This window comes from Zooshikella sp. RANM57, assembly GCF_050749885.1.
In the GTDB taxonomy this organism is placed as follows: domain Bacteria; phylum Pseudomonadota; class Gammaproteobacteria; order Pseudomonadales; family Zooshikellaceae; genus Zooshikella.
On record NZ_JBOIUB010000012.1, the window covers coordinates 115,167 to 141,966 of the forward strand.

The following is a 26,800-nucleotide window of genomic DNA, read 5'->3' on the forward strand; positions in this document are numbered from 1 at the left end:
GCAATACTTTGCTATAACTAATTTTTAAGTTTATCCAGCTCATGCCTTAAACTTGCCATATAGTCGTTCAGTCGATACGGACCAGACCAATTATTTTTCACATTTGCAAACTGAGAGGCAACAAACTTTAATAGTGCATCTTTTTTATTCTTCGTATCAATCGACAATCTATACTGATTTAAACGTATACTTAAAGGAAAGTCTTCTAGAGCCTCTTTGAAAACAGACTCGTAACTCTCTGACTGAGGGTCTATTCCAGCAATATAGCTTAATGCAAATTTCTCAATTTTTAGTTTTTTCCATCCGTAATAATCAATATCTTTCAGCTTTTCTTGATTGCCAACATTAGCATAAAGAAAGGCCAATACATCGAAGTATTTTCTATCATTAGGATATCTCTTCGATAATTCAATTAGATTGCTTTCAAATTTCACAATAAATTCTTCAGGCTTCATTGATTTTGTCGAAATGAGCTTTCTTAATATTTCGTAAACCAAAGTAGATGATTCTGGCAATTTAGCATTATTTTTAAACAACCCTATTTCATGCAATCGTTCGATATATGCTTGATCATCTATTTTTTTTCCTGAACTGCATAAACTGAAATACTTTTCAGCTAAAGATCCTCTTTCTAAAATCCCCAATGCCAGATTTTTATCATACTCTAAATATGTTTTCTTCGGTTGGTAATTCCACCAATCTATTTCCCACTCAGAGTCTAAGTAGTATAAATCACATAACTTTAGTTTTGCACCTTGATTGATTTCAAATAACAACGACTCTCGCTTTTTAACTTGATTTGTATTTGAGAAAATCGTATACATCGCTTTTTCTATTGAGGTATGATTACGACCAAAGTTTGCACGCTGCCAAGCAATGAATGCTTCTTCAGGTTCTCCCGTCATGAGATATGTATGAGTTAAATACGCATTTAATACATGCTTACTAAAAGCAATGTCTGTCTTTTGTATTCGCTTATAATAGGTTTTAGCTACAGAATAATTTCCTAGTCTATGCTCATGGATACCTCTTTCGTATAACACATATGGGTTGTCAGGTTCTTTTTTTTCTGCTTTGCGCATCAATTCATAACTTGTCTCAAAATCGTTTTCAAATAACATATTTCCAAGTATGAAATAATCATATACGGTCTTTTTGTCATCAGAAACTAACTCTATAAGGCGCTGATTAGACTCGCTTACTTTGCCTTCAATAAAAAGAGTCTTAGTTTCTTCTAGAGAAGCAAAGTTATCGTATATTGCCCCATGTTTTGCCATTCCACTTTCAAAAACCTCAACATCAAAAGCATGTACTTCCACGCTAAGCAGAAATAAAAAAATGAGGATTCGTACCATGCCATCTCCTATGTAATAGCGTCACGCAAGAAAGTAAATGGAAGTACTCCGTAGACTTCCCTCCAACAGCTTTTGTTTGCTTTAATGATCAAATGTCTTCCTCTAATCTACCACCTTGAGCTGAATGTGAGCACCTTCTGGCAGGTCTTTAATTTTCTTTGCCAAATCACCTGAAAAACGCACAAGTTCTATTTGATGTGCTATATTGATATTTAATATAGCGTATTCACCACCACATGGTCCTGGTGTTATAAGACAGTACTTCATTTGATCTGGTAGTGGCCCATACTTTTCCTTTGCTTGCTCTACCAGAGCTTGCATATACCAATCTTCAAGGAATTCTTGATCTTTCGATAAACAGTTAAGCTCTTCTCGGCCATTGGCTACTACCTTACAGTAAAGATCTTCAGGACAAAGCCGCCAATATTTTCCTTGAGAATCTTTTATCATAAGATTACCAAATTCGTTACCACCAACAACCTCAATTGGATCGATACCAATCCAGCCCCATGACTCTTTAATTTCTTGAATAATACTCATGGTTTCCTTTACGCTAAAGACGTGAATAAATGACACTACTAGATGTCAAAATAGTGCAATGATTATGTAAACTTTTCCTCTAACTTGACAAAAAAGAAAAGACATCCAATGGTACCCATCGAGATCAAACCTAATAATATAACTTCATTACTCTTTGACAGATGAAAAGAACCTCCTATTGTGCCTGCAACTAATAACAAAACTGCTGCCCCAATACACACAACACCCATAATACGACAGACTATTATGGCTAACTTATCTATGGATCTTTTAAAAATAGATATAAATACTATTCCACTTAAGCCAATCACAATTAATGGCCACATAGAATTTCCAAACGTATTGATACCATAAAGACAAGTAGCAACTGACGAAAATGTTAGCAGTAGCTTTAAAATATTTTTCACCATCACACGCCTATGATCAGCAACCTACCCCAAATTGTTCGTGAATAAATGCTATACTTCATTTTAAGCTAAAAACACAAACATATTCTTCATCACCGAGATCGGAGAAGTATAGTTACTCTTCCAGCTCACACCTATTCACAAATCATGACACTATCACGTACTCAAAACCAACTTTCAGAACACTATTTCAACTAACCAAGGAATCGCAAAATAAAGTAAGTATAAAACAAATAAATTTAATGGCACCATTAAAGTGACAGCGAACAGTTTAGCCCAAATCTTATCATACGACCTAAACAACTCGATCGAAGTATAAGCACTAAAGACTAAAACCCCACCCATAATATAAGCTTGGAATAATGTTCTACCATGAATCATCAGTCGAAATATTATTGCGCCAAGACAGAACGAAAGCCAAGTATACTCGTTCAACTATATAACCTGGCCACAAAAAGAGCCAATTTTTAGAAAGAAAACAATTCCACTTATTCGCAAGAAAATATTATATTCATAACGAATTTTTTTAATGAGACTAATCAAATTTGTTAAAACAAGCGATAGCAACAATCGTTATTTTAACTGCATTAACTGAGTCATCAGATTATTAAATAAATTATTCGAACCGATAAGCAAGATTTGGACTATCTATCTCCTGCAAATAACTCTAACTAATCTTTACACGTTGTTTTTAGCAAGATTGGAAACATAGTACGCAAAAATGAAAACGTTTTACGTCACTCAAAAATTTATCCTATATTTAGATTACTCATCAAAATAATGACTCTGAGGAAAATTAGTGATGTCAACCTTATGGGATAAACAGCTTGGACTCGCGTTGGGATTTTCTTCCCTTATGCTGGCTAGTCCGCTATCAGCTCTTGCCAGTGACAGTCAAAATACAACTCAAGGCAGTGAGTGGGCCAGACAAAAACAAGCTCAACTCAAATATGTGAAACAAACAGGTAAACCCCTCGACTTTTGTTATCGCCAGCAACATCTATACGATGAGGGTAAAATTACTATTAAGCCTAAGCCAGGGTACAACTGCATATCCTCGTCGGCTATTGGCGGTGGAGGCCATGGCTAGGAACGAGTGTACAATGTAAGTTCAATCCGTCAAAACCAAACTATTGTAATTCTACTTGGTACTGCCACATGTATGCGGCAGTATTTCCCCCTAGCCACACTCTTGACTTACTTCTTTATTTCTTTATCTTTATATATTTCACTTTGTTGCACATCCTGATTTTGAGCAACAAATAACGTCATATTTCGCTTGTTAGCAACTCGATACATTGACATCTGATACAAAGCAGGCACCACAAAGAGCGTTAAAAACGTAGAGAAGAATAGGCCCCAAACAATTGCCGTCGCGACAGGAGACCAAATAAGCGAATGCCCACCTAGCCCTACAGCCAAAGAAAACAACCCAGCAATGGTTGTTAACGTCGTAATCAGAATAGGTAACATTCGCCGTCTAGATGCATAAAATATCGCATGGATCAAACTCATACCTTTAGCCAAATTTTTATTCGCTGTAGATATCAGTACTATTGCTGCATTAACTGCAATACCCGCAAGCGCAACAATGCCATACAACGTAAATAAGCTAAGAGGGTTACCTGAAACAAATAATCCTAAAACAACACCAGTAAATGCCATAGGTACCGTAATCAACACCATTAAGGGTTGAAAATAACTTTGAAATTGCGTACTCAAAATTAAATACATTAAACCAATACCCAACATAAACAACATTGCTATGGCATCAATGCTCTCCTGTATATCATCTAATTCACCTGAAAAATCCAATGATACATTAGGATATTCTTTGGCAATGGTTTCCCAATAATCTTTAATGAGGTTATTTGCGGCTACTGTATCAATTTTTTGTTTATCAATATCAGACTCTAGCGTTATGGTACGCAAGAAATTGTAGTGGCGTAAATTGCCTTTAACCTGCTCCGTTTTAACCTCTACCAGTTCTTTTAATGGTACATTATCTCCATTTCGGGTGGGGACAGATAACCGTAATAATTCATTGATATCATTGTAGTTATTTTCAACGGCTGATGTTGACTTAATTCGTAAAGCTACCTGTTCACCTTCATGCTGCACATAACTTACTATTTCACCATCAACCAACATTTTTACAGTTCGGTAAACCTCATTAGGTACAATATCCAGCCGATTAATCGCATCATTATTCAGCTTTAATGTCAGCCCATAACGTCCTTTACTATCATCATCCGATATATCTCGAAAATTGTTATTTTTTGCGATATAGGCTTTTAATGCATCTGTAGCCTGCCGTAACTCATTATACTCCTTCCCTCGTACTTTTACGCTTATAGGCTTACTGGTAGGGGGACCGCCTGCTAACTTTAAGAAAGAAATATTGGTAGGTCCTATGACTTGTAAAACTTCGCTACGCATATCTTCTATAATTTTTTCTACTGAGCGATAACCTTCTTTTCTCGGTTGCAAACTCACCATAATTTGCCCAAGATGCTCACCAAACATGGGGGCTGTTTCTGTAAACATTTGCCCAGCATAACTCACAACAGAACGTACTTCACGATCCTCTAAGTTCTTGGCTACATGCTTTTCAACCTCAAGCATCTTGGCCATTGTTTCTTCTAGTGAGCTATTGGTTGGCATTTCCACATTAACGTAGAATAGACGAATTGTGTCGGCTGCAAAGAAATCCACCCGGATAACACCACTTCCAACGGCTGAAAGTGCCGCAGCAAACAGCAAAACCAATGCAGATATTGTTTTTTTAGGGTGACGCATAACCTTAAGTAATGCATAACCATAATACACTTTGAATTTATGAATAATATGTTGTCTAAAATTATCAATGACAGAGGCTCTTGCGAATGACACTTTGGCGGCAATGATATGTCCTGGCAACATCCAATAGGCTTCAATGAGACTAACCGCTAATGCCGTTGTTACCACTAGGGGTATCACCATCATAAACTTACCTAAAATGCCTGGTAGTAACATCAACGGTAAAAATGCCGCCATAGTGGTCAATACTGAGGCTGTGACTGGACCAATCACTTCGGTTAGTCCAGTCCAGGCCGCGTGAATTCCTTTTAGCCCAGAACGTATCTTATTATTAATTGACTCAACCACCACCACCGCATCATCAACCAACATTCCTAGCGCAATGACTATCGCCAACAACACAGAAGTATTTAGCGTTTGGTCAAATACTTTTAACATGATAAAAGTACCCGCCAGTGTGAAAGGAATACCAATAGTAACCAACAAACTAATGCGAGAACCAAGAAAAAACCAAGTGACCAGAAGTACAAAAGCTAAACCAATTAAAGCATTATTTTCCATGATGGATAATGCATTACGGGTAATTAATGTTTGGTCATCAATCAGTGTATAATTAACCCCTAATTCTTTAGAAAATTTATTTTTATCTTCTACAAGATGGTTAATTCTTTCTACAAGCTCCAGGGTGTTGGTGCTTTCTTGCTTCATTACAGCAAACATTACGGCAGGACGGCCTTGAAAACGAACTAATCGATCAGCCTTGGCTCTGGCCCAAACAACTTCAGCAATTTCACCCAGACGTACCTCACTTTGTGAGCCTTGATTCGTTAATACAGGCAATTGCGCCAGCTCATCTGGGTTGGTAGTTGTCCCTTCAACTCGTATTAACCATTGGTCTTCGCCAACACGTGCACTACCTGCAGAAATATCACGATAAAAGGTTCGTATAGTATCTGCCACCGCTGTTGGTGAAATGCCAAGTAACTGTATTTTCCCTACGTCAAATCGAATTTGTATTTCTGGGTCTCGCTCACCAGTGAGTTGAACCCGATCAACACCCTTTGTTCGAATTAATTCATTTTCCAGAATTATCGCTTGCCGACGTAAGTTTTCATCATCGGCAGGTCCTGATATCACTACGGTTGCGGTTGGGAAGGCATTCGCAGTGGTTACTTCAAAAATTGTGGGGCTTTCTGCTTCTTCAGGTAATTCATCTTCTACATTGTTTATTTCACGACGCAAATCAGCCATACGTTTATCAAACAAGCGCTGACTAATATCCTGAAAACGCACTAATATACTGGAAACACCTTCACGGCTGGTACTGGATACAAATTTAACATTTTGTATTTTTTCCAGCTCCTCTTCTAATACATCGGTAATTTTTTTTTCAATATCTTGAGCAGAAGCGCCGGGCAATAACGTCGTTATTTGCACCCAATTAAAATTAATACTAGGGTCTTGTTCTCTTGGCAATTGTAAATAAACCAAATACCCCATCAATAATATTAATAAAAAAAGCAAGTTAGTCAGTTTATGATTTTCGATTAAGCTACGTAACCACATTGTCTTCGTTCCTTATTTTATTGTTTTTTGACAATATGGAGTTGCTCACCATCAACTAACCCATGACGGCCATCAATGATCACCAATGATGTTAACGCAATATTGACAGAAATTGGTCTCCCCTCTTGTGCCCCATCAATTTGAATAAATTTTGCGGAATTATCATCTACAATAAAAATGCCATATTGCTTATCGCGTTTTTGTAATAGGTAAGCAGGTAAGTGAGGATTAGGATTCTCCCAGATTAGTCGACCAGTGCTACCAATAATAGAAAACGATTCTGTAAATAAAAAACGCGCTTCACGGCTTCGGGTATTATTTTCAATAAAAGGCAGTAGTGTACGTTTTTTTAAGGGATATGTTTTTTCACTACTCGAAAACTCATAATGGCGAGCATTAATAAACGATAACTCATCAGAGCGCGCAATTTTTGCTGAAACTTCTAGATGATCTGTTTGCAGTAACTCAACAACAGGAGTAGCAATAGAGAGTAGCTCACCCACATTAGCAATTTTCTTTGTAATTACACCACTATAGGGGGCTTTTATTTCGCAGTACTCTACATTTAGCTCAGCAATGTCCAGCGCTGAACGTTGTGCCTCTAGCTGTGCTTCTGTACTGACTACACTGGTTTTATATCGATCCAGTTCTGCCTCACCAATGGTCTGCTTACGCGCGAGCTTTACATTTCTTTGCAACTCACGTTTACTAAAGGCTAACTGATTGTTAAGTTCTGCTAATTTAGCTTGTTGTAGTTGTTTAGTTAATAGTGTCTGCCGACAATCAAGGTTAGCTAATATAGCGCCTTTTTTTACTTGATCACCAACATTAATTGGCATTGAAACTAAACGCGCTGAAATTTCTGCAGGAATTTGGCTTTTATTTAATGCCACAACTTGCGCAGGAGCGCTTCGTGTTGGATAAAATAGCAGTTCACTTGCAGGTACTGCACTTACTCGAGTTTCACTATTTACACTACAACATAAAAATGAAAACCAAAAAACTGCAATATACGGCAATACGCGATTCATTAATTGTTTCATCCCTGCTGCTAATGAGTAAAAATTACATGTGATATAGTGATTTGAAAATTTTAATGTTTTATAAACATGTCACACTAAATACAAATGCCCATCAAGCCTCTCATAAATTAGGCTAATACACACTATCCATAGCGTCTACTTTATCTCTCAATGATAAGGTACACTTAACACGTTACGAGGTTATCACTGACTAATGGTGTAATCAATTTGCCACTATTCCCATACTGAGACCGACGTCTTGTTTAGCGTAAAACAGTTAAAACCCGTTGAGTATCCTCTTGTTAATCGCTTTTATAAAGCACAAGGGTATAAAGGCAAAGCAAGGGGTAATGAAAATATATTTGTTCTGCAACAACCTCAAATTGTCGCAGCCCTACGTCTCACCCCCTTAACTGACCAATGGTTATTAAGGGGATTGTGGGTTGATTATATGTTGCGTAAACAAGGGCTAGGACTAGCCTTATTGGATGGAATTATTGATTTTCTTACCATTAATCATTATTACTGTTTTGCTGAGCAGGACGTAGTCCCATTTTACTTAAAAGCTAATTTTATTATTCCAGATATCCACACGCTCCCTGTATCTATATTACAGCGCTTTAAAGCCTATCAACAACGTAACACTGGATTACAAGCACTTATGTGGCAAAGGCCGTCATCACTTGACGCACCCCTCGGTCTGCCAAAATGTCAGTCACATTGGCTGAAAACGTAACAAACTCCACTTCTCGTCCCTGAAAGCGGACAGAACCGTTTGCCACAGTAGGCCCAACAAACTTGGGTTGTAAATGGAATGCTTTAGCAAGACGCACCCCATCACTTGTTGCACATAAGCCGCCAATTTTCTGCACATAGTCACGGTACTGACTGACATAAGACATGACCTGTAAGATAATGAGTGATGCGGCCAGTCGACTTCCACCATAGAGAGAAAAAACATATAAGCAGTGAGGTTCGTTAACTGATGCCAAATGTGATAGGCATATATCCGCTTCAGCCAGCTCATTATTAATCAGCTGCAAGAACGCTTGTAACGTCACGGGTAACGCTATTAAGTGGCCAAAGTAGTGACCCAGCTTTGTGCATGCTAGCATTAACGGAGAGCAGCCAGACTGCATCCACTTTTGTAAGGTTGATAACGTCACGTTGTTATCAGACTGATAAATGGAGTGGTCATAGTCCAAAATAAGACGGAGTAAATGCTCATCCGTGGTTAGTGATAGCAATGACCTGAGCTCATAATTAGTAATGCACTGCTCTGGATAGGTACCAATCTTTGACTGTAACTTCGTTGAGTTGAGGTAGTGTTTTAACAAATACGCCACAGATTGATCAGTAGACTGCAGTGTGGTTTTAGCAGGCATGAAAGGAAATACTTCGCTTATCTCATCTTTAAAAAAGCAAATAATTTCTTTTTGCCGACTAATGGGTGGCTCCGTAGTAAATCGTTCCCAACGACTTATCGTAACAGCATCAATACCTGTCAGTACCGGCGAGAAACTAGAAAAAGCTGTTGCTATCATTTCTTGTGTATAACCTTGCGCTTTACGCTTACGCTTAAGGTAATCACCAAACCGTTCCAACATAACTACTGCCACTTCTCAATTTATTAAATACCACCCCCACAAACTTCATCTTAAGCCGTTACACTCAAGCTTACTGCGGGTTTATTGCCTTTGGGTTAGCCAGTAAGACTGAACAATGGACAAATTCGTTGGTCACGCTATGCTTTTTTTGTAAATTATTTAGCCAGACCGTTTGTCATCTATTTAACCAATTACCTTGGGGCGCCTCTATTAAACCTGCCCAACCGTGACAGACAATTGGTATTTATACGTGCAAGGGAAGGCCAACACCATGCCATTGACCATGGTCAACACACATAAAATCGCATACAACTGCTATGGACAGGGTACTCCGGTACTACTTTTACATGGCTTAGGGTCTTGTGGTAAAGACTGGCAGTCTCAAATTGAGGCTCTAGCCGCACATTACTATGTCATCACACCAGACCTTCGTGGCCATGGAGACTCTGCTAAACCAGCAGGCCCATATTCAATCAGGGGTATGGCTGAAGATATTCGTCAGCTACTGGGTCAGCTCAAAATCCAACGTTGTCATGTTGTAGGTTTATCGATGGGAGGCATGATTGCATTACAGCTGGCCGTTGATCATCCAACACTGTTTCACTCTGTCACCCTCATCAACAGTGGTCCAGGTATAAACTCGCTTAACTGGGCAACCAGACTATTTATCTGGCAGCGCATAACCATTATTAAACTCTTTGGTATGCGCCTACACAGTCACCTGTTGATGAAGAGGTTATTCCCCTTGCCCTCTCAGGACAAACTTCGTGAAAAAGGTATTAAGCGCTGGCAACAAAATGATAAAGAAGCTTACTTAGCGGCTTTTGAAGCACTTATACACTGGAGTGTTGAATCCCAACTTGAGCGTATTCAATGCCCTGTACTTGTACTTGCAGCAGAGCATGACTACACACCGGTTGCCTACAAACAAAGCTATATACGACACTTTAAACATGGAACCCTTGCAATTATTAACGATTCCAGACATGCCTCACCTTTGGACCAGCCTGAGCAAGTCAATCAACACCTGCTACACTTTTTGTCACAACAGCAGGTTGCATTGACAGGGTAGTTTAACAATCGCTTATATCTTATAAATACTCATACCTAAGCAATGGTGGCAATCCCTGTAGGCAGCGTTTAGAATGATTCAACACTTTTATATAGCCACAATACTTCACATACAGCCTAATCAATTAAAACTCAAGCGTTTGTAGTGAGATAATGAAACTAGCAATTGCTCAAGAACTTGATGCCTATTTACAAGCCAATATCCCTTTAATCGCAGCTATGCAAATTAAAGTCAGCTACTTTGATGGCAAGTGTTTGCGTCTCAGTGCTCCGCTAGCCGTAAATATCAATGACAAGCAAACCGCATTTGGTGGAAGTATTGCCACCTTGGCAACCATTACTGGCTGGGCAATGGCTACATTGCTTGCTAAACAAGCGTCAGGCCCTAATCAAGTCGTTATCGCTGAGAGTAAATTACGTTACTTGAAGCCTATTACGGATGATTTTTTTGCTGAATGTCTCCGCCCGGTGGATAGTGATCTTGATAGTTTTTGCCATGATTTAAATGTAAAAAGTACAGCTAAACTTGTTCTTCCTGTCCAAATCAAACAAGGAAATAAAATCACTGCAGATTTTACTGGAACCTATGTTGCCTCTGTTAACGCTCCACCAACGTCTGCAGCTTGTCCAATGATCTTCAATGAATAAAAAGCAACACATTTATGCTTCTGTTAAGTTAATAAATACCATGCGTAGTTCTGCACTAAATTGCAAAGTGCTCTAATGACCAAGCTGTTAAAAGTAGAAATGAGAGTCCTATGACGTTATATACGTTGTTATTAATTATTGCCACCGTAATTACACTTGCACTTGCTATTTGGGCAATTAAGCTTTGGCGCGAAGTTTTTCAAAATCAAGCCAAAATTCGTGAATACAAAAAACAACACCGAGACTTTTTAATCTCCAGTATACGACTGATAGCTGCCGCAGTTGTTAACGAGCAAGTTAATTTATCTGAAGCATGTATACGTCTAAGATTTTTACTAGAAAATATTGATGAAAATATCCTAAAACAGGCTGATTTCGCCGTAATTGACACGATGTATCTCGCCACAAAAGATATGCCAACTCATGATGAACGTCATAGTTTACGCCCCAACAAACTCAATGCGCTCGATAAAGAACGCCTTGAGCTAGAAGCACAGTACCGACAAGAGATAATGCATGCTGCCAAAAAGCTACTTGTGTATGGCTTTTAAAGCGTATCGATTATTTACAGTGCAAAAACAAAAGGGCCTGTCTTGGCCCTTTTGTTTAATATCTTTTCGTGGATAAATTTTGTGGCATCAGTTATTAAACTTTAACAATAGCCATCATCTGATCTTTAACCACCTGCCAATTCAATCCTGTAGGCGAAATAAATGCAGCTGAACCTTTTTTCATAGGCACCATCGCAACATGCCAACGTTTATCGCTATAGTCGATGGAATCATGGAATGGGTGATTTGGCATCAATAAAACCGTTACTGGGCCTTCAGGTGTTTGCACAACAAAATGCGCCGCTAAAATACCATCAACAATACAGTTACCTGCAAATGTAATTCCTGGATAGTTTGCATTAGCTTGCAGATTGACATTCTGTAAGGTTTTGCGAAAAGTATCCATGGATATCAGCTCAGTTTTAGTGAGCGTTTCCGCCTCATCTTCAACATGGCGAATCATAAGCTCAGCAGTTGCACCATGCTCTTCATATACTGGGCTAGTGAGTGGTAACCAGTTGAGCATAACAGCAAGCACACCAATCGATGCTGCAAGCGCAAACCCTATCATGCCTCTTTTGATACCTTGATGTGACCGTTTGGCACTTGAACCAGCAGGCTCCTCAGGTGCAAAACTCTGTCGTAACATTATTTTTGCAACTAAATCCTCAGGGACATCAACAGCTAATGCTTGTGCTAAAGCGACTTCTTGTGTATTCAGCTTTTGATAAAACTGCTTACAGTTGGCACATTGCCGAATATGCGCTTGGGCCTCCGCAGGAATTGCCGCAGGTTGTTCCAAAGCTAAGCGACGAAATTCCAGGCATTTCATAAGCCCCTCCGATTAACCCCTTGTTTAATGTGATCATCTCCCAGCAATTCTTTAAGCTGTAGCCGAGCACGGCGTAATCGAGTAGCGACGGTATTAATAGGTAACCCCATTTCAGAGGCAATCTCTTCCTGACTAAACCCCATCACGACTTGCAAAACCAATGGCTCTCGATACTTATCAGACAATTTATGCAATGCTTGACGAATCGCATCCACATCAGTGGAAACATCAAATGAGTGTGTTTGATCTTCAAGTTCATCAACACTTAAATCAGCGTACTCTAACGATTTTCGTTGAAAACGTCGCGCATTTTCCCTACGTAAAATCGTTATCAGCCAAGATTTAGCGGCTTGTTCATTCTGCAAGCTATCTAATGAACGCCACGCTCGCATAAACGTTTCCTGCACTAAATCTTCAGCGATACTCTCATCTGATGTTAGCCAGAACGCATAACGATACAGCGATTTATAGTAAGCATCGACTAACGCTTTAAATTGCATATCTTTTTTGCTCATGCCAATAAAGACCCTGCAGACTATAAAAATATTTCACAGCCCACCTGATCAGACATGTTTTCAAAGGGTTAATATTATCTCAAACTGTAAAGATCTTAGCGAACAACGCGAGAAACACCATTAGCCGTCAAAATCCGCACTCTATCACCTCGATAGAAACGTACTGCTGGGTCAACTTGCTGAACAACTGAGATATAAGCGCCATTATCCAGCTGAATGGTTAATCGCACACCGTGAGAGCGAGTATAGGCTTCTTCTGCCTGACCTCCAAGTAAACCACCCGCTACAGCACCTGCAACAGCAGCAATATCACTGCCACGGCCACCACCAATTGTAGACCCCGCAATACCTCCAGCAGCCGCACCTGCTATAGCACCAACACCACTTTTAGTGCCTTCAATAGCAACTGCTTCAACGCCTACAACTGTACCGAACTGAACCGTTTGCATCTGTCTAGCCTCATCACGAGAGTAGCTATTTCCAGATAAGTTCGACATGCAGCCAGTAAGACCTACGGAAAAAGCCGCTAAGGCTGTAATTGCCACATTCTTTAGCTTTATCATGGTTCCATACCTAACCGTGTTTTTCACACTTAATCATTACATTGCTACTATTGATTATCGCACCTTTCTCATTAATTGCAGGAGATAAAATCATTCTTTACCACCGTCCTAAAGATACTTCACAGTGACTTATCAAAATAGACCACAAAAAATACAAAAGTTTACTAAAACTTTAAGAAAAAATTACTTAGTAAAAATATTACGAGACAATTTCATCATTTGAGAATTCATACCGATATCATGTGTATAACTATGACAAACTTCATAATCAAATTATGAATACCCTTAAAAAGAATGAATAAAGGGATCGGATCGTACACATCAAGTGATATCTATAAAAGTGATATCCATAAAGTAATGTATGAGGTTTAGGTCTGCAGTTTTGCTGTAGATAATAAAATGGTTATGACTATTGATAGAACGTTCCAGGAAGCCCAACAAATTTTTTTTAAAGTTGATGCTTGCCTTTTAACAAGTAATAGTAGTGAAGGGCTGTTTAAGCGACTGCTACAAGCTGGCTTAAAGTATTTTAATACAGACGTCGCATGGTATACCTTAACGCCTCATATACCCATTTCCTCAATAAATTTTCCCACATGTGTACCAAAATGGCTTTATTCTCATAGCCTCTTTCAAACTGAATCTATTGTGCAACAGCTTATGGATGAAAGCCCCAATGGCTTACACCTGCTACGCCAACAAAAACAACTTTGTATTATTCCTACCAAATATATTAATCGTATTGATGGCATCTTCATGCTACCCGTTTATTTTCAAGACAAGCTAGTTGCCGTACTTAACTTGGGTTTTAAAAAAAGTAAACTGAATTGGTTCCAAACAGTAAGCCCTCTATTTAACCAACTGGCGACCAAAGTCACTCTTTTACTCGCACTTTTAAATAAACATGACAACCTGCAATACCTTGCACAAAGAGACCCACTTACGAACCTTTATAACCGAAGGGTTATGCTTGACCATATCCAAAATGAGTTGACGCGTTGTGAACGGTATCAAGCATCTTTAGCCATTTTATTTATTGACTGTGATGACTTTAAACAGATTAATGACCAATTTGGACATGATTGTGGGGATGCCGTTTTACAACACCTTGCTTATGTTTTCCAAAAGACACTACGAAGAAGTGATCAAGCCTTTCGTTATGCAGGTGATGAATTTGTCATCACATTACCCAACCAAAGTATGAATGATGCTCAAGCAGTAAGTAGACGCTTAAAAAAGGCTATTGTCAAAGAGCCGCTGATTTATCAAGAAAGAGCCATTCCGATTTCAATTTCTTGTGGTGCAGCCACTTACTTAAAAGATGTTACTTGGAATGCTGAAGTATTGTTAAACCAAGCAGATCAGCAATTACTTCAGCAAAAGAGAAACAAAATTTCATCTTTAGCTTCGTCACCACTGATGCCTACCCCTATCTGCTCAACAAAACAACCTGTATCGGCCAACCAAAACCACTCACTTCAATTTTAAGAGGGCTGAAGAAAAATAATTTATTTTGGTATCAATCATAGTCCCCATAAGAAAGCAAAACCTAACATGCTGTTTAGCTATAAATGGGATTTTTCAATTTTCTTTTGTCTACAGCAAGGTATTAAAACTAATTGTATAGTTTACTAGTGTCTTGCATTATACGACATGGTGTAGCTGGGCTTACTACTCTGTTGCTGGTTACACCAACCCCATAGTATATGCTTATCCAGGTTATTAAATGCCTGTTGCCATTCATCTGCTGCTTTACTTACAAATTCCTGCGCTTGTTGACGTATATCCGCACCCTGTAGTGGTGAGTTTAGTAAATGAACTAAATCAGCATAGGCTTTTCGGTAGTATTCAAATGCTTGAATTTTCAGCCCTAAAGCTAAATAGGTATCTGCTAAATTATGACAAGCAAGCATAAATAACTGGACAACAGGTAAACTACTACCCTGACTATCCTCTAAAAGCAGCATATCTTCAGCAACAAATAAGGCTTGAAAGAAATATTTTTGCGCTTTCCAATATTGCTCTGTGTGAAACGCTTCACTTCCTTGAAATGTTAATTGCCGCCACCGAGTTTCCAGGCTTTGCATTGTACCTGATCCTCAATAAATGATGTTCAAGCTTAATCTCATTCAGCAACCTTATTCCTACCCAAACACGACTATTTACTGACTTTAGCATTAACCGTTTGAATGATTTAAGAACCTCCTTTGTATAACCAACCGGTTCTCAATCTCCACTAACAAGGCTGCTATGCGCTTTTGTTTTAAGTAATATGTGTACCATGTAAATAAAAAAACGTCATATTGCGTATAACCTAAAACACGATATCATCACATTTAGTACTCTTGGTTAGAAAAAATATAGCAGAGAAAGTTCCTAAACTACGCCAATAATTTGACAATTGATTGTTATCTACACAGTAAAGCCATATGATCAAAAGTCGCTACCAAGTTCACATATTTAATTCACAATCCATCACAGTAGTAGCTGTACATTATTTAACCAGATAGAATACAGTGAATTTTCTTTTATAGATTGAGGCAGGCTTCATCTCAGGCAAGATTAATCAAACAATTTACTGAAGAAGTACCTAATTATGCTTATTAATAGTCTATGGCAATTTGCAGTCAGTGAGCCAAGTTTTTCTTTGTTTATATTAGGGTCTATTTATTTACTATTAAGTATCGTTTTAATCATTAACGTCTATTTCCGTAAACACTCTGCAAAGCATGCGCTAGTTTATAGCGATATCCAGCAGCTTCCATTAAAGCCTTACTCTGCAGCACCTCAATATATATGGACCCAACTCTTTCAAACCGTATCAATCTTTTCGCTTATTATGGCTGGAGCCAGCTATACATCTGCACTTATTTTATATTTATAAAAAATGGGTTGTGCTGAGCTGAACTTACTTGCGTCACCAGCTCATCAGAGTTGATAAGAAAATTTTTGCACCTTCCTTGGCACTAAAGCATTTATCAGCCACTCACTATAACGTTTCGATGCTCAACAAAGACCAGCATATCAGCTGTGCTAACGCACACGTTATTCATTTGACTCATTACTACTCATCATTTGGCAACGAAATTTATTAATCAGCGGGTTAGCATAAGCCTGAAGCCACCAATGGCGCCATGTCTCTGGACAAGAAGCCAGGCGTTGCTCAAACTCTTCTCTTTTTGCTTTTAAGTCAAGATCAGGAAAATACGCTTCTAGCGTAGGGGGGGTAATATCTGCAAACGCTTCTTTGACCTGCTCAAATGCTAAGAAGTTAGAAGGATGCAAATGATAAAGTGAATGGATCTGGCGATCTATCTCATTAGCTACCTCCGTTGCATTTGAATATTCCTCTTCTAAACATTGACCAAATGAAATATGAACATGCCCTTTGTACCCTGTAATTCCACGCACAATACTGTTCACATCTTCATTTTCAGCTTTATCGTATTTACCATGTGCAGCTCGATAAGCCAATTCTCGCGCTTTAACGATATCACAAGGATCATACTCATAGGACACAGCGACTGGGACAATACTGAGCCGTTGTATTTGCTCCGCAAACGTTACATCTTTATCTGTTTGCGCCATTAACAACATTTTAAGAATGGCTGTATCAGTTTTATCGTTACTATCTTTAGAACGCCCTTCACGCTGAGCAATCCAAATTGATTCAAAGGTATTCAGCGAATAATTGATATAGGCTGAAAGCTGCTTGTATACCGCCAGTTTTTCTCTCCTGCCTTTAACAGAGCGCTTAACAATAAAACTTTTGTTCAAGCGCATCAGGTCACTGACATAAGGACGACTTAGCAGGTTATCACCAATTGCAATGCGTGGCGTCTTCATACCATGGTGATAAAGAGAGAAGTTAACGAATGTTGGATCCATAACAATATCCCGATGATTACACATAAAAAGATAACCACGGGCATTCTTCAGTGACTCTTGTCCAGAATAAGTGACTTGCGATGTATTTTTTTGGATATTGCGATCAATATAGGTTTCCAGTACGTCCTGTAACCCTGCGACATCTTTAACATGACGCAGCTCTTCACGAAGTGCAATACGCACTAAATATTTTAAACCAGGCTGTAAAAACTCAGGGCATCTGGGAAACTTTAGTGAAGTCATTGCATTAATAAATGCAGCATCATCTAACAGGCGATCCAAAACCGCTCTTACCTCATCATCGTGATAAGGCCTGATATCATCGAAGTTGTCCATGCAACAACGGTCCACCTTCTGACTGTATTAACAACAATTTTATTCGTTTTTCCTGCAATACTATATAACTACAACAAGCTATATATAGGACTTAAGAAAGTATTGTCCAACATTGTACTGCTTAAGAAGCTCGCCATTATAGTACAAATCAGCCACCATTTTCTGTTAATCACATAGATAGGTTGGTATTAAATGGAATCAATTCAATGGCTCACTTTGCAATGTCCTTATTGTGGCGAACCATTTAATGCGGCAATAGAGCCACTTTGCGATATTCAGGACTTTATTGAAGATTGTCAGGTATGCTGTCGCCCTATTCATTTAGTGGTGGACTATGACCCTATTCAGCAACAAACCGATATCAAAGTACTTACGACGGATGATTGCTAAATATGCTGAAGGATTGACCTCTATCATAACAATACTTGGGATGACTCCTCCTATCCGCTATAATGCCACCGCCGTTTAGCTAGAACATCATGCCTAAATGGATAAGCGCATCCATGTTATGACAATCAGCAGAGGTTTTTATGCAGTTTTCAAATCTAGCACGCCTTTTCTCTCTTCCCTTGATTTGGTTGTCTTTGCAAGTACCTAGCTCTTTGGCGAATGATTTAACTGATATTGAGTCATTAGCAAAACAAGGTAATCAAGCAGCTCAGGTAGCTGCAGGACAAGCCTTTTTTACAGGCAGTATGGGTGAAACTGATTATACAAAGGCAGTTCGCTATCTTAAACCTGCTGCTGAAGCAAATCACCCCATTGCCAAACGTCTGCTTGGCCTGGCTTATTTAGAAGGTAAAGGTGTCACCAAGGATGAAAAATTTGGCGTTAAATTATTAAATGAAGCAGCAAAACTGAAAGATGCTGAAGCACAATACTACCTGGGCCATGCTTTTCATAAAGGTATAGGCGTCGATGCCAACCTGATTACTGCTTATATTTGGTTAAGCCTATCAAGTGAAGCGCATAGCCCACACCAAGCAAATGCTCAGGAAGAAGTATCAAGAATTAAACATTTTCTTGCGCCAGGACAAATTGAGCAAGCTAATGCCATCCTGGCCAGCTTAAAACATCTCTACCTTCAACAAAAAGCAGAAAAACCCCAAGCTGCTCAGCAATAGTACGAAGCCATTCGTCATTGACTTTATTAAAGACCAAATTTAGGGCACCTCTAAAAATGCACTTTTTTAGAGGTGCCTATTAACTTCATTCACATTAGCGCTGCAATTAATCCAAGGCAAGATAACAGGCTTCCAGCAGCGCTTCAGCACGCTCATCGACGAGTAATGCAGCCCCCATACTATTAGTCACAAATGCAAATCCAAGCTGACGGACAGGATCAGCCATAATCAATGCACCACCAGCACCTGGATGTCCAAAGTTTTGTGGTGCTCCGAGCTGTCCACCAGGATAAGACTGGTGCAATAAAAAACCCAAACCAAAACGAGTTTGACAAGGCAATACTGCATCCTGACCAGAAACAAAAGTTTGAGTCGCTAGTGATCGTGTTTCAGGTTTTAATAGCCTGGACTCTTTGCTTGATAAATCAGCCATTATTTTGGCTAATGCTCGCGCTGTCGAATGACCATTAGCAGAAGGCAACTCCATTGATTGCCACTGAGGCCAGTTTGTGCTGGTCATGATGGTTAGCGGATTAGTGAAACTCCGTGCGGTAATCCCTTTTGGCCGACTCATTAACTCCGCTAAAAGACCTTGGGGATTTTGATCGGGTTGATTTAATCGCATCATAGTGGCAATACGTGGGGTTACATCCTCAGGTACACCAATATAAAACTCTTCCTGAAACTCATGTTTTATAAGTTCACGCCAATAATTACCAAGAGTCTCGCCTTGAATACGTCGAAATAGCTCACCCACCATCCAACCAAATGTTACTGGTGCATAGCCATGCTTAGTGCCAGCAGGCCACCATAACTCGGCACGCTCTATATGATTAACCATGGTTGACCAGTCAAATAAATCATCAGGGGATACCTCATGTTTAAATGCTGGCAAACCCGCTTGGTGTGTTAATAGATGTTCAACAGTAACTTGCCCTTTACTATTTTGAGCAAAGGCTGGCCAATAATAGGAAACAGGCTTATCCAACAATAATTCACCCCGTTCATAAAGCTGGAGCAAGCTAACAATTGCAGCCACCTTAGTGCAGGAAAAAATATTCACCAGTGTATCTTGATGCCATATTTCTTGCTGAGCCTTATCCATATGACCGGCCCAAATATCTACAAGCATCTCACCATTTTGGCAAATACTTAACGAGGCACCCTGCTGTTTTTCCATTTGTTGTTGAAACAGCGTTTTTAATCCATGAAACGGTTCTTCATAATAACCTTGTACTACAGGTGTCGTTATTTCAGGAGTCTGCATAACTAAGAAAATCCATTAAACCTGTGAAAAAGTCTTTTATTGTAATATCCATTATGCTGGCTGAATATCTTGCTGAAAAGGCGGTAAGGATGAAAGAATTGCTTTACCATAACGCTGGGTAACAATTCGACGATCAAGCAAAGTAATAATGCCTTGATCACTTTCATGCCTCAATAACCGGCCACACGCTTGAACCAGTTTCGTTGCTGCGTCAGGTACTGTAACCTGCATAAAAGGATTACCACCTCGTTGTTCAATCCACTCTGCTAACCCAGCTTCAACAGGGTTATCTGGCGCAGCAAAGGGTATTTTGGCAATAATCACATGTTCACAATACACACCAGGTAAATCAATGCCTTCAGCAAAAGATGCTAAACCAAAAATCACACTCGCTTTGCGTTGATCAATACGTTTTTTATGACGCAGAATAATTTCTTGTTTGCTCAATTCACCTTGCATCAGAATCTTATCCTGCCATGCTCCTGTCATTTCTGTATAGACATCTTCCATTTGTCGGCGTGAAGCAAACAAAACCAAAGTACCTAACTGAGCACCAAGTAACTCAGGTAAATAATCGACAATAAATGCAGTGTGTAACTCAGCATCTTTAGGCGTACATGGCATCGAAGGCACCACGAGCCGTGCCGCTGCCTGATAAGGTAATGGACTTGGAACAACCACAAAATGTGTTGAATCAGTAACACCTGCACGCATTTTAAAACGATCAAACTGACCCAATGCTGTTAAAGTGGCAGAGGTAACCACAGCGCCAAAACAGCGATTCCACAAGTTTTGGCGTAAGGTTTTAGCCGCAAGAATAGGACTACAGGATAACTCTAAATCAGTCTGCCCCCCCTGCCCATGCCAGGTTATCCAGCGGGCATTAGGTGGCGCTTCAGCCTCATCTGCAACACTGTATACTGTCCATAAATCAAAATTAGCTTCAGCCCTTAATAACAATACACCTGCTAAGGCATACCAATTCTCTAGCTCATGCTGTGGAATAATATAGTTTTTTTGATCAAGAAGTTGCTTAATCTGCTCACTCACACGGCCTAAAATATCAACCAAAAGGGCAAATTGTGCCTTAATAACACCAGCACTTTCGCGTAAAGCCTCTGGTAACACACCATGTGCAAAGCGATATTGAGGTTTAGCTTGTTCATCTTTATTCGGCAAAAGAGGCATTATTTGCTGCTGCCACAGCAATAAATCTTGCCTTAATTGCTCACATGCTTGTTCTACCTTAGGAATAAATTTCTCAGCCTTGGCACGCTCAATGACTTCATTATCACGCATTTGAAGTAGTGTTTTGGGCAGTTGCTCTAACCAGGAGCGGGTACTATGAATCCGTGAGTTGTGGTTAAAATGGTTAAGTGCTTTATCTGGTAAGTGATGTCCTTCATCAAACACATAAAGTGTCTTACTGGGAGCGGGCAAAACAGCCCCTCCTCCTAAAGCCAAATCAGCCAAAACCATATCGTGATTAGTGACAATAACATCAGCCTCATTAAGTCGCTCTCTTGCTTTAAAAAATGCGCACTGATGAAAATAGGTACAACGACGATTACTACACTGTACATGGTCAGTAGCCACTAATTGCCAGGTTTTATCCGCAATAACATCAGACCAGCTATCACGATCACCATCCCAACGACTACTGGCAAACTTATCCAACATAGTTTGGTAAATTTGCCTATCATAAGGCTGATCAGTATTCAGTAATCCTGCAGCAACAAATAGATCTTGTGTGACAAGTGTTGAAGCACCATCATGTAAAATATTATCCAGCTTACTTAAACACACATAACGACCGCGCCCTTTAGCTAAAGCAAAGCTAAACGACAAACCACTATTTTGCCGGATTTCTGGCAAATCTTTGAATAAAATTTGCTCTTGTAACGCCACTGTTGCAGTCGCTATCACTAACTGCTTTTCAAATGACTGAGCAACGGGAATCATTGCCAACGCATAAGCCACCGTCTTCCCAGTTCCTGTCCCCGCTTCAACAACACAGACTGCAGGGTCGCCAATACGCTGTCCCTCATCATCTTCTTTAATTGAGCCCATCGTTTTAGCGATTTCTGCAACCATCAGCTTCTGGCCATACCGAGGCTTTAGCTGCTTGCTATTTAAAAATGCACGATAGGCATCTTGAATCACTTTTTTTAATGATGAACTCAGCATACGACCCTCATAAATTGCCAGCTTAATGATAAGGCAATTTTGAGTAATTTGCTCACCCGATATTCACTTAGCGACTATCTGCCTAGCAACATACAAAAAAGCCTTACTGACAACAGTAAGGCCTATGAACGATAAAGCTTAAAATATTACAGCAGGCCAATAAGTACACTAACACTCGTAGTAAAAGTACATACTGGCCCTTTGCTAAGGCTACAACAATATACCCTCATTCAGCAAATACAACATATGATGACTAAGAGGATTATTAATTGCTACAACGACGCCACACCAAGCTATATTCGTGAGTCAGCTTACCTTCAATGCTGTCTACACCCAGCACACCACCGGCATCACTTGCAGCCATACGAGTTTTGGCTAACTGTAGTTTGGTTTGTAGTACAACAGGCGCTGTGGCACCACAGGCTGACCATACAAAAGCTTCCAGATCCAAACTATCTGAGACCAAAATATCTTCACTCACTGGTCCCCGAGTTGATTGTACAAACCCAGCTTCTAAACGTTCACCTTGGAAGCGATAATTGGTTTTAAATTTACCAATAATCCCTCGGTCAAGATCTGCATAGCCACGGTAGTTTACATCAGCAATGGTATACGAATAGCCAGAAGGCACATGCAAGTTCACACGAAGATCACAGTTTTTACGCTTATCAGCCCGACTAAAGTCAGGACCAATACCTGCAATATATTCGTCAAATGACACACCAAAGTTAAGTCCACTATCAGCCACTGAGACGCCAACAGACCCCTGAGGGCAACCACTGCCACCATAAGTGATGTCTTTTACATAAACCTGACCATGAGGTGGTGTTACAGGATCCGTCTGTGCTTGTGCGATTGCAGTGGAAAATGCAACTGCAACTAAAAGAGATGAAGTCCCCAGGACTTTCAAGCCTGATTTTTTAATCATGTTATAATCCTCACCGTTCCATGTGGATGAGTTTTTATATAATTCAATACTTTTTATTATCTGCTCTAGCTTTACATGCTCTTGATAATATATTTCACATAAAACAGCACCAATGAGCAAAAATATATGTACCTAACATACACAATATTCGTTGGCAAACAAAAGGAAAAACTTCAAAATTAAAATCATAGGAAAATAAGCACAAATAAAAAGTCTCAAGACTTAATGGTGAACAAAACCCGTTGCTATTTAGCCTAAGTCTTATTAGCAAAGTATCCTTTCATTGCTTTTTTTCAGCTATTACAGACATAAAATAAGCTAAACAAGTTACTGTTTTTTTGAGCAATTGTTAGCGCGAAATCAATCTAACACACTGAACAAAAAAAACAACAGTTGTTTATCAGTAGCAAAACCTTTAATTTAGCATAGTTTTATTAAGCACAAACCAATTAAAGGCTTTGCTTAAACACTTACAAATAGCGAATGATTGGCAAAAGTTTAGCCTTCACATTTTTTCCATAAAAGGCCATATTCATGCGTTAATTTACCTTCAACACTATCAACCCCTATCGTACCGCCAGACTCTGGTGGCGTAAAGCGCGCTTTTTTGAGCTTCATTGTTGTCTTCAAAACTAAAGGCGCTGTCGCACCACAGCTTGACCACACAAATGACTCAAGGTCCAGGCTATCAGTATAAGTAAAATCTTCTTCTATAGGCCCACGCATATTTTTGACAAACCCAGCCTCAAGCGCTTCCCCCTGGAAATGATATGTTGATGACATAGAAGCAAAGATTCCCCGATCCATTTCAGCATATCCACGATAGGTTAAGTCAGCAACAGTATAAGCATAACCAGGAGGCACTCTTAAATTAACACGTAGATCACAGCTTTTTCTTTGGTCTGCACGCCCAAAATCATCACCAATTCCAGCAATATATTGGTCAAAAGAAACCCCAAAGTTTAGGCCATTTGTTGCGATTGATATACCTACACTATCTTGCGGGCATCCACTTCCCCCATAGACAATATTTTCAATATACACACTGCCTTCTGGCGGCTGATCTGGATCCACAGCTAATACCGTGTTTCCTATCAATAACGAACTTATAGCACAGCATACTACTACAGAAGTTTTGTTGAAAATCTTTTTCATATTTATGTCCTTTTAACGATTTTCTTCATCCAAAGGCATGACAAACACTATTACTCCTTTAATTTACTGCTTTGCCATGTAAAGCTTCCTACTACACCGCTTACCAAGCACTCTTATCTGCTCTAGCTTTCTACCAACAGGCTAGCCATACTAAAAATGCTTTGTAACCGGTATACATATCTTCAGCAATTTTTATTAAGTGAATGATATCAAGCATTATACTATGCATATAATGTGATAAATAAAAATACACTGAACGCTAAGCATTCCTTTAACTAAACCTACACTTACAAACAGCCCTACAATTTTAGGGTGTTTTTTCCATATAAATATTATTCACAGTAATAATAATTAATGTGCGAAAGACATGTTATATGTAGTTTATATTTAAACCAACTTGCCGCAATTTATCACAGAATTTTTAAAAAACAATAATTTTATGCCCCATTACGCACTTACTGTAAAATACAGCTACCTAATTATTGTATTTTTCACAGACACGTAAAAGCAATGTATTTCAAGCAATGGCGTATCAAGGGGCTTATTTAGTAAAATACTGCTTGTCTAAAAAAAACAATATCGACTAGAGCCTAAAGGGTACCTCTAAAGGCAAAAAAGCTTGGACATTCAACTTTCTCAAGGGTATAAACAGGCTACAAAACAAAGTCATGCTGTTAGTTTAATATGTCATTATCTAGAAACGACCCTTGTCCCTGTCAAAGTGGACACACATATCAGGATTGCTGTCTACTATATCTACACAATGAACAAATGCCAGCAACGGCAGAGCAATTAATGCGATCCCGCTATACAGCCTATCATCAGCAGAATGTTGATTATTTGGTCAATACCACTCACCCTGACCAACAACCTTTTCTTAATCGACATGAAATTCAACAATGGGCACAACAAACTGAGTGGCTTGGGTTAGAAATTATTCATTGTTTATTTGGCCTACCAACGCACACTTATGGTGAAGTAGAGTTTATCGCCCACTACCGGCTGAAATCTTCACAACAAACAGGTAAGTTGCATGAAAATTCAACTTTTTGTTTCATTGACCCAAAGTGGTACTACATTGACCCACATACCACGCCATCAATTAAAGTTAAAAAATTAACACGCAACGATGTTTGTCTTTGTGGCAGTGGTAAAAAATACAAAAAGTGTTGTATGCGCAGCTAAACACTAGCGCAGTTACTAAGGGGCATCACAAAAAATAGTTTTTTGGAAGAGTACCAGGAAGAGATGCTCTAAATAGACATACCAACTTTACGAACTAATTCCATTAATCGCTGGCAAAAGCTGGATTCAAAATCAGACCAAGCCAATACACGGACTTGTGTACCTGCGACAACACTCAGTGCCGGCTGGTCAATGACACATGAGTATGGGCCATGGGCAAAGTCAGTAGAAACTAAATTATTATCATCCACTCGCATAATCCCTCTTAACAAGCCATTGGCCGCCTTCACAAAAAGACTGCCCACCTCTTCAGCAGTTGTATTACAACTCACTTCAAAAGTACCTTCCACATATGAAGCACCATACACTGGTAAGTGAATAATATTACAGTTCAAGCGATTTGCCAGCTCAGGAAAAATAAGCTTAGTATGTATTTTCTCTAGCCGTTGAGGAATGATTGCATTACCTGGGTCCCGGAAACGACAAGCAATAGGATCATAATCTTGTGAAGATGGAATTAAAGGTTTAGCAACAGAAATTGCGCCATGAGATACACCTAACCCATCGTGTAATACTTTCAAAATGGGTGCATAGGACTGTGTCAACCAATGCCCAGTAGCCACTAAGTGATGTGTAGAAGCATTATATAAATAGTCGTTAACGCCCATCACAATATTCAGTACATTATGATGCATCGACCCAGCAATAACGACTTTGCGCACACCTTTTGAAAGCAACTGTTTTATAGCTGATATATCATTTGTACTTTCATCACATACAATGACAACATCAACCTGATACCCTCGCCAATCGACATCCAGAATTGACGTTTGGCGCGTAAACCCAAGACACTGGTTGTCAATACTTAACTCAACATTTTCAGTAACGTGTATATCATTCCAAGCAACATTGGGGTCTTCATGCGTTAATAAATGCACAGCGAGCGAAGGCTCCATACTACTGTCATTTATATGAACAAAATCCAGTTCTGGCCAGCCCCAGGCAGCACGCAAGGCCGTTCGCCCCATGCGACCAAACCCGTGTAATCCGACACGTACTGTCACACTAAATTCTCCAATTTATTGTCCAATCGGCTGGCTGTTTTTTCATCATTACCCAAATAATTTGATACAAACGTTAAGCGTAACGCTGACGACCCAGTAGAGCAATCTTTAATTGCTTCCTGACTTCTAATAGATTTACCAAAAAATACATTCTTATCTAAAACAGGTAAACTGTCGCAGAAACTCATTT

The 26,800-nt window shown here is 39.3% G+C and carries 26 protein-coding genes; 10 read left to right on the plus strand and 16 right to left on the minus strand.

Features of this window, described 5'->3' with window-relative positions; translation table 11 throughout:
• Positions 1-17 precede the first annotated feature (17 nt).
• From ACQ96U_RS21370 to ACQ96U_RS21380, 3 genes are all read right to left on the minus strand, one after another.
• Positions 18-1,355: a tetratricopeptide repeat protein gene (locus ACQ96U_RS21370; protein WP_431723303.1), complete on the minus strand. Its 1,338-nt coding sequence runs from the start codon at positions 1,353-1,355 to the stop codon at positions 18-20.
• 102 nt (positions 1,356-1,457) lie between these two features.
• Positions 1,458-1,895, minus strand: a complete 438-nt coding sequence (locus ACQ96U_RS21375) for a T6SS immunity protein Tdi1 domain-containing protein (protein WP_431723304.1) — start codon at positions 1,893-1,895, stop codon at positions 1,458-1,460.
• A gap of 62 nt (positions 1,896-1,957) precedes the next feature.
• Complete coding sequence (locus ACQ96U_RS21380) at positions 1,958-2,305, minus strand: hypothetical protein (protein ID WP_431723305.1); 348 nt, start codon at positions 2,303-2,305, stop codon at positions 1,958-1,960.
• Positions 2,306-3,104: 799 nt separating this feature from the next.
• Here ACQ96U_RS21380 and ACQ96U_RS21385 point away from each other — a divergent pair.
• Entirely contained in the window at positions 3,105-3,392 is a 288-nt protein-coding gene (locus ACQ96U_RS21385) for a hypothetical protein (protein WP_431723306.1), read from the plus strand.
• A gap of 107 nt (positions 3,393-3,499) precedes the next feature.
• Here ACQ96U_RS21385 and ACQ96U_RS21390 read toward each other — a convergent pair whose 3' ends face one another.
• Together ACQ96U_RS21390 and ACQ96U_RS21395 are read right to left on the minus strand one after the other, a co-directional pair.
• Entirely contained in the window at positions 3,500-6,667 is a 3,168-nt protein-coding gene (locus ACQ96U_RS21390) for an efflux RND transporter permease subunit (protein WP_431723307.1), read from the minus strand.
• 17 nt (positions 6,668-6,684) lie between these two features.
• A complete protein-coding gene (locus tag ACQ96U_RS21395; protein ID WP_431723308.1) occupies positions 6,685-7,710 on the minus strand; it encodes an efflux RND transporter periplasmic adaptor subunit in 1,026 nt (341 codons plus the stop codon).
• Between the two features lie 238 nt (positions 7,711-7,948).
• Between ACQ96U_RS21395 and ACQ96U_RS21400 the strand changes: the two genes are divergently transcribed.
• A complete protein-coding gene (locus tag ACQ96U_RS21400; protein WP_431723309.1) occupies positions 7,949-8,425 on the plus strand; it encodes a hypothetical protein in 477 nt (158 codons plus the stop codon).
• Here the strand turns inward: ACQ96U_RS21400 and ACQ96U_RS21405 are convergent.
• Positions 8,349-9,296 (minus strand): helix-turn-helix domain-containing protein, encoded by a 948-nt coding sequence (locus ACQ96U_RS21405; RefSeq protein WP_431723310.1) that lies wholly within the window; start codon positions 9,294-9,296, stop codon positions 8,349-8,351. The genes ACQ96U_RS21400 and ACQ96U_RS21405 overlap by 77 nt on opposite strands.
• Positions 9,297-9,567: 271 nt before the next feature.
• Between ACQ96U_RS21405 and ACQ96U_RS21410 the strand changes: the two genes are divergently transcribed.
• The 3 genes from ACQ96U_RS21410 to ACQ96U_RS21420 all read left to right on the plus strand — a co-directional run bounded on the left by ACQ96U_RS21410 (position 9,568) and on the right by ACQ96U_RS21420 (position 11,566).
• Complete coding sequence (locus tag ACQ96U_RS21410; RefSeq protein WP_431723311.1) at positions 9,568-10,368, plus strand: alpha/beta fold hydrolase; 801 nt, start codon at positions 9,568-9,570, stop codon at positions 10,366-10,368.
• A 152-nt stretch (positions 10,369-10,520) separates the two neighbouring features.
• Positions 10,521-11,015, plus strand: a complete 495-nt coding sequence (locus ACQ96U_RS21415; protein ID WP_431723312.1) for a YiiD C-terminal domain-containing protein — start codon at positions 10,521-10,523, stop codon at positions 11,013-11,015.
• A 110-nt stretch (positions 11,016-11,125) separates the two neighbouring features.
• Positions 11,126-11,566: a DUF2489 domain-containing protein gene (locus ACQ96U_RS21420; RefSeq protein ID WP_431723313.1), complete on the plus strand. Its 441-nt coding sequence runs from the start codon at positions 11,126-11,128 to the stop codon at positions 11,564-11,566.
• A gap of 94 nt (positions 11,567-11,660) precedes the next feature.
• Here ACQ96U_RS21420 and ACQ96U_RS21425 read toward each other — a convergent pair whose 3' ends face one another.
• The 3 genes from ACQ96U_RS21425 to ACQ96U_RS21435 all read right to left on the minus strand — a co-directional run bounded on the left by ACQ96U_RS21425 (position 11,661) and on the right by ACQ96U_RS21435 (position 13,476).
• Entirely contained in the window at positions 11,661-12,398 is a 738-nt protein-coding gene (locus ACQ96U_RS21425; protein WP_431723314.1) for a DUF3379 family protein, read from the minus strand.
• Complete coding sequence (locus ACQ96U_RS21430; protein WP_431723315.1) at positions 12,395-12,913, minus strand: sigma-70 family RNA polymerase sigma factor; 519 nt, start codon at positions 12,911-12,913, stop codon at positions 12,395-12,397. The genes ACQ96U_RS21425 and ACQ96U_RS21430 overlap by 4 nt, the downstream gene beginning before the upstream one ends.
• A gap of 95 nt (positions 12,914-13,008) precedes the next feature.
• Complete coding sequence (locus ACQ96U_RS21435) at positions 13,009-13,476, minus strand: glycine zipper 2TM domain-containing protein (RefSeq protein WP_431723316.1); 468 nt, start codon at positions 13,474-13,476, stop codon at positions 13,009-13,011.
• Between the two features lie 405 nt (positions 13,477-13,881).
• Between ACQ96U_RS21435 and ACQ96U_RS21440 the strand changes: the two genes are divergently transcribed.
• Positions 13,882-14,964: a GGDEF domain-containing protein gene (locus ACQ96U_RS21440; RefSeq protein ID WP_431723317.1), complete on the plus strand. Its 1,083-nt coding sequence runs from the start codon at positions 13,882-13,884 to the stop codon at positions 14,962-14,964.
• A 143-nt stretch (positions 14,965-15,107) separates the two neighbouring features.
• On the opposite strand, the gene ACQ96U_RS21445 is transcribed toward ACQ96U_RS21440, so the two are convergent.
• A complete protein-coding gene (locus ACQ96U_RS21445; RefSeq protein ID WP_431723318.1) occupies positions 15,108-15,563 on the minus strand; it encodes a hypothetical protein in 456 nt (151 codons plus the stop codon).
• A gap of 509 nt (positions 15,564-16,072) precedes the next feature.
• On the opposite strand from ACQ96U_RS21445, the gene ACQ96U_RS21450 reads away from it, so the two are divergent.
• Positions 16,073-16,360 carry a hypothetical protein gene (locus ACQ96U_RS21450; protein WP_431723319.1) on the plus strand — a complete coding sequence of 96 codons (288 nt, stop codon included), beginning with the start codon at positions 16,073-16,075 and terminating at the stop codon, positions 16,358-16,360.
• Between the two features lie 161 nt (positions 16,361-16,521).
• Here the strand turns inward: ACQ96U_RS21450 and ACQ96U_RS21455 are convergent, their stop codons facing one another.
• A complete protein-coding gene (locus tag ACQ96U_RS21455; RefSeq protein WP_431723320.1) occupies positions 16,522-17,700 on the minus strand; it encodes a 1-acyl-sn-glycerol-3-phosphate acyltransferase in 1,179 nt (392 codons plus the stop codon).
• Positions 17,701-17,892: 192 nt separating this feature from the next.
• On the opposite strand from ACQ96U_RS21455, the gene ACQ96U_RS21460 reads away from it, so the two are divergent.
• On the plus strand, positions 17,893-18,090 hold the full coding sequence (locus ACQ96U_RS21460; RefSeq protein WP_431723321.1) for a CPXCG motif-containing cysteine-rich protein: 198 nt from the start codon (positions 17,893-17,895) through the stop codon (positions 18,088-18,090).
• Positions 18,091-18,230: 140 nt separating this feature from the next.
• Positions 18,231-18,824, plus strand: coding sequence for a tetratricopeptide repeat protein (locus tag ACQ96U_RS21465; RefSeq protein ID WP_431723322.1), 594 nt, complete (start codon positions 18,231-18,233; stop codon positions 18,822-18,824).
• Positions 18,825-18,930: 106 nt separating this feature from the next.
• Here the strand turns inward: ACQ96U_RS21465 and ACQ96U_RS21470 are convergent, their stop codons facing one another.
• The 4 genes from ACQ96U_RS21470 to ACQ96U_RS21485 all read right to left on the minus strand — a co-directional run bounded on the left by ACQ96U_RS21470 (position 18,931) and on the right by ACQ96U_RS21485 (position 24,361).
• Complete coding sequence (locus ACQ96U_RS21470) at positions 18,931-20,091, minus strand: serine hydrolase domain-containing protein (RefSeq protein ID WP_431723323.1); 1,161 nt, start codon at positions 20,089-20,091, stop codon at positions 18,931-18,933.
• A 51-nt stretch (positions 20,092-20,142) separates the two neighbouring features.
• Positions 20,143-22,278: an ATP-dependent DNA helicase DinG gene (gene dinG / locus ACQ96U_RS21475; protein WP_431723324.1), complete on the minus strand. Its 2,136-nt coding sequence runs from the start codon at positions 22,276-22,278 to the stop codon at positions 20,143-20,145.
• A gap of 265 nt (positions 22,279-22,543) precedes the next feature.
• The gene (locus ACQ96U_RS21480; RefSeq protein ID WP_431723325.1) at positions 22,544-23,206 is read right to left on the minus strand and encodes a DUF4360 domain-containing protein; all 663 of its coding nucleotides are present in this window, start codon (positions 23,204-23,206) and stop codon (positions 22,544-22,546) included.
• A 498-nt stretch (positions 23,207-23,704) separates the two neighbouring features.
• Positions 23,705-24,361 carry a DUF4360 domain-containing protein gene (locus ACQ96U_RS21485; RefSeq protein WP_431723326.1) on the minus strand — a complete coding sequence of 219 codons (657 nt, stop codon included), beginning with the start codon at positions 24,359-24,361 and terminating at the stop codon, positions 23,705-23,707.
• Positions 24,362-25,045: 684 nt separating this feature from the next.
• Here ACQ96U_RS21485 and ACQ96U_RS21490 point away from each other — a divergent pair.
• On the plus strand, positions 25,046-25,546 hold the full coding sequence (locus tag ACQ96U_RS21490) for a YchJ family protein (protein WP_431723327.1): 501 nt from the start codon (positions 25,046-25,048) through the stop codon (positions 25,544-25,546).
• A 68-nt stretch (positions 25,547-25,614) separates the two neighbouring features.
• On the opposite strand, the gene ACQ96U_RS21495 is transcribed toward ACQ96U_RS21490, so the two are convergent.
• Positions 25,615-26,610, minus strand: a complete 996-nt coding sequence (locus tag ACQ96U_RS21495) for a glyceraldehyde 3-phosphate dehydrogenase NAD-binding domain-containing protein (protein WP_431723328.1) — start codon at positions 26,608-26,610, stop codon at positions 25,615-25,617.
• Between the last annotated feature and the right edge of the window lie 190 nt (positions 26,611-26,800).

Bases quoted from the DNA above. Each gene is read 5' to 3' on its own strand.
- ACQ96U_RS21375 (WP_431723304.1), bottom strand. From the start codon at position 1,895: ATGAGTATTATTCAAGAAATTAAAGAGTCATGGGGCTGGATTGGTATC.
- ACQ96U_RS21420 (WP_431723313.1), top strand. From the start codon at position 11,126: ATGACGTTATATACGTTGTTATTAATTATTGCCACCGTAATTACACTT.
- ACQ96U_RS21480 (WP_431723325.1), bottom strand. From the start codon at position 23,206: ATGATTAAAAAATCAGGCTTGAAAGTCCTGGGGACTTCATCTCTTTTA.
- ACQ96U_RS21455 (WP_431723320.1), bottom strand. From the start codon at position 17,700: ATGGACAACTTCGATGATATCAGGCCTTATCACGATGATGAGGTAAGA.
- ACQ96U_RS21435 (WP_431723316.1), bottom strand. From the start codon at position 13,476: ATGATAAAGCTAAAGAATGTGGCAATTACAGCCTTAGCGGCTTTTTCC.
- ACQ96U_RS21450 (WP_431723319.1), top strand. From the start codon at position 16,073: ATGCTTATTAATAGTCTATGGCAATTTGCAGTCAGTGAGCCAAGTTTT.
- ACQ96U_RS21410 (WP_431723311.1), top strand. From the start codon at position 9,568: ATGCCATTGACCATGGTCAACACACATAAAATCGCATACAACTGCTAT.
- ACQ96U_RS21370 (WP_431723303.1), bottom strand. From the start codon at position 1,355: ATGGTACGAATCCTCATTTTTTTATTTCTGCTTAGCGTGGAAGTACAT.
- ACQ96U_RS21390 (WP_431723307.1), bottom strand. From the start codon at position 6,667: ATGTGGTTACGTAGCTTAATCGAAAATCATAAACTGACTAACTTGCTT.
- ACQ96U_RS21490 (WP_431723327.1), top strand. From the start codon at position 25,046: ATGTCATTATCTAGAAACGACCCTTGTCCCTGTCAAAGTGGACACACA.
- ACQ96U_RS21470 (WP_431723323.1), bottom strand. From the start codon at position 20,091: ATGCAGACTCCTGAAATAACGACACCTGTAGTACAAGGTTATTATGAA.
- ACQ96U_RS21395 (WP_431723308.1), bottom strand. From the start codon at position 7,710: ATGAAACAATTAATGAATCGCGTATTGCCGTATATTGCAGTTTTTTGG.
- ACQ96U_RS21445 (WP_431723318.1), bottom strand. From the start codon at position 15,563: ATGCAAAGCCTGGAAACTCGGTGGCGGCAATTAACATTTCAAGGAAGT.
- ACQ96U_RS21405 (WP_431723310.1), bottom strand. From the start codon at position 9,296: ATGTTGGAACGGTTTGGTGATTACCTTAAGCGTAAGCGTAAAGCGCAA.
- ACQ96U_RS21465 (WP_431723322.1), top strand. From the start codon at position 18,231: ATGCAGTTTTCAAATCTAGCACGCCTTTTCTCTCTTCCCTTGATTTGG.
- ACQ96U_RS21385 (WP_431723306.1), top strand. From the start codon at position 3,105: ATGTCAACCTTATGGGATAAACAGCTTGGACTCGCGTTGGGATTTTCT.
- dinG (WP_431723324.1), bottom strand. From the start codon at position 22,278: ATGCTGAGTTCATCATTAAAAAAAGTGATTCAAGATGCCTATCGTGCA.
- ACQ96U_RS21380 (WP_431723305.1), bottom strand. From the start codon at position 2,305: ATGGTGAAAAATATTTTAAAGCTACTGCTAACATTTTCGTCAGTTGCT.
- ACQ96U_RS21425 (WP_431723314.1), bottom strand. From the start codon at position 12,398: ATGAAATGCCTGGAATTTCGTCGCTTAGCTTTGGAACAACCTGCGGCA.
- ACQ96U_RS21440 (WP_431723317.1), top strand. From the start codon at position 13,882: ATGACTATTGATAGAACGTTCCAGGAAGCCCAACAAATTTTTTTTAAA.
- ACQ96U_RS21430 (WP_431723315.1), bottom strand. From the start codon at position 12,913: ATGAGCAAAAAAGATATGCAATTTAAAGCGTTAGTCGATGCTTACTAT.
- ACQ96U_RS21415 (WP_431723312.1), top strand. From the start codon at position 10,521: ATGAAACTAGCAATTGCTCAAGAACTTGATGCCTATTTACAAGCCAAT.
- ACQ96U_RS21485 (WP_431723326.1), bottom strand. From the start codon at position 24,361: ATGAAAAAGATTTTCAACAAAACTTCTGTAGTAGTATGCTGTGCTATA.
- ACQ96U_RS21460 (WP_431723321.1), top strand. From the start codon at position 17,893: ATGGAATCAATTCAATGGCTCACTTTGCAATGTCCTTATTGTGGCGAA.